Origin of the sequence: Fibrobacter sp. (assembly GCA_024398965.1) — a bacterium.
Classification (GTDB): domain Bacteria; phylum Fibrobacterota; class Fibrobacteria; order Fibrobacterales; family Fibrobacteraceae; genus Fibrobacter.
The window spans coordinates 1-1,908 of the sequence record JAKSIF010000124.1 but is presented as its reverse complement, the minus strand read 5'-3'; the positions used below and the strand labels follow the sequence as shown (position 1 = coordinate 1,908).

General features: G+C 44.6%; 2 protein-coding genes. Both read right to left on the bottom strand.

From position 1 onward, the window contains the following. Positions 1-206: 206 nt before the first annotated feature. Positions 207-1,205 carry a cysteine synthase family protein gene (locus MJZ26_15025; GenBank protein MCQ2107089.1) on the bottom strand — a complete coding sequence of 333 codons (999 nt, stop codon included), beginning with the start codon at positions 1,203-1,205 and terminating at the stop codon, positions 207-209. Then, positions 1,198-1,344 carry a hypothetical protein gene (locus MJZ26_15020; protein ID MCQ2107088.1) on the bottom strand — a complete coding sequence of 49 codons (147 nt, stop codon included), beginning with the start codon at positions 1,342-1,344 and terminating at the stop codon, positions 1,198-1,200. Before MJZ26_15020 ends, MJZ26_15025 begins: the two co-directional genes overlap by 8 nt. Positions 1,345-1,908: the final 564 nt, after the last annotated feature.

The window sequence follows — 1,908 nt, the reverse complement described above, 5'->3', positions numbered from 1 at the left end:
GCGGCGTTACCACTTCGTTATTCTTCAGATACTTCACAATCTGGAGAACGGATTCTAAATAATCATCAGTAGACTTCGCAATCTTCAACGCAATATTCTGTACAAAATTCAATTTCATTTGAATAATTCTCCCATTAATAAGTAAGCAGCATTTAGTGGTTAGTACACAAAAATCAAACCAACCACTAGCCACTAATCACTAACCACTATTTTTGCTTCTTGTACAGTTCCGTAGAAAGGTACTTGTAACCGTTATCAGGGTAAATCACCACGATGTTCTTGCCGGCTGCTTCAGGGCGCTTTGCAATCTGGATTGCGGCCGTAAGGGCGGCGGCAGCAGAAGTTCCCAGGAAGAGGCCATCGGTCTTTGCAGTTTCCTGTGCAGTTGCGTAAGCGTCTTCCGCCTTGATGTCGATGACTTCGTCAAACTGGAAACCGTTATCGCGATTGGTCTTGATGAGGGTAGGCACAAGAGGTTCAGCCACACCATGCAAAGGCAAGGTTCCATCTACGATATGACCAGTAAAGTCGGGGCTATCCGGGCGGGAGCTCTTTGCAGCCTGCACACCCACAATTTTTACGCCAGGATTCTTTTCGCGAAGATAGCGGCCTGTACCCACGATGGTGCCGGCAGTACCGCCCATTGCAACAAAGTAATCCACCTTGCCATCCGTGTCTTCCCAAATTTCAGGGCCGGTAGTCTTGAAATGGAATTCCTGGTTGGCTTCGTTTACAGTCTGTCCGGTATAATAGAAACCCTTCTCCTTGGCGATGCGCTTGATACCATCAATCAGATCGTCAAGCACCAGGCCAGTCTTTTCGAAGTCCTTGACTTCTTCGATATCGTAGAAGGACTTTACGTTCAAACCGTAGCCTTCAAAAATCTGAACGCGTTCGATGGTTGTGCCCGGTTCCAGATAAGGTTCAAATTCGTAACCAAGAGCATGACCGATACCGGCAAGGCCAATGCCAGTGTTACCGCTAGTCACGTCAATAAGGGTGTCGCCCTTCTTAATCAGGCCGCGACGTTCACCATCCTGGATCAAGGCCAGAGCCAAGCGGTCCTTCACGGAGCCGGTGGGGTTCAAGTATTCCAGCTTACCAATGATGTGAGCCTTAAGACCATACTTTTCTTCGTAATTGGAAAGTTCAACAAGAGGAGTGTGGCCAACGAGTTCTGCAATAGACTTATGAATCTTAGACATGTTTGAAATCCTTTTTTTGATTTGGTAATACCCAGAAACCGGTTTGTTCAACCTTTTTACCGACTTTATTCGGCCCGATTTTCTGATTTTGATTTTCGCCCGGCACCGCGCCAGGTCTTTCGTCCTTAAGTTTTTCCACTTGATTAACTACTTGCTTTGACCAAACCATCAAGGACTTTTGATATTTGAGCGAAGCAGTTATCTATTCTTCTGCATGCCTTTCGGCATTCGACAGTCACTACACATAATGAACTCCTTCGAATGCTTAGGTGAACTTGAAAACATTTCCTAATTCCCTATCAATCTTGTAGGAATAAATATAGAAATACTCTTTCCCCTGGCAAGGCGTTAGACATATACTATTTTTCTAGGGTTGGATATAGGGTTTGTTTATAACATTGATTTTCCAGGCAGGCGAATTCGTACCCGCTAGTTTACAGAGCCCCCCTTAAGAAGGTGTTCTTTGAGGATTTGGTTAGCCCATTGGCGAAAACGGGTTGCGATCAAACCTGTCGGAAATTCCGACAAGTTGAATTTTTAGCCAACTCCGACTCACTATAAATGTTTTGAATGTGCTCAATAACATTCGATCGAGATGTTTGGAACAATTCAGCCATTTATCAGCCCTTCCAAAACTGTTTATTGGCAGCATAAACGCAATAAACTCGCTGTATTCTAAAATTTCTTCTTGACTCTACTTTTG

Bases quoted from the DNA above. Each gene is read 5' to 3' on its own strand.
- MJZ26_15025 (MCQ2107089.1), bottom strand. From the start codon at position 1,205: ATGTCTAAGATTCATAAGTCTATTGCAGAACTCGTTGGCCACACTCCT.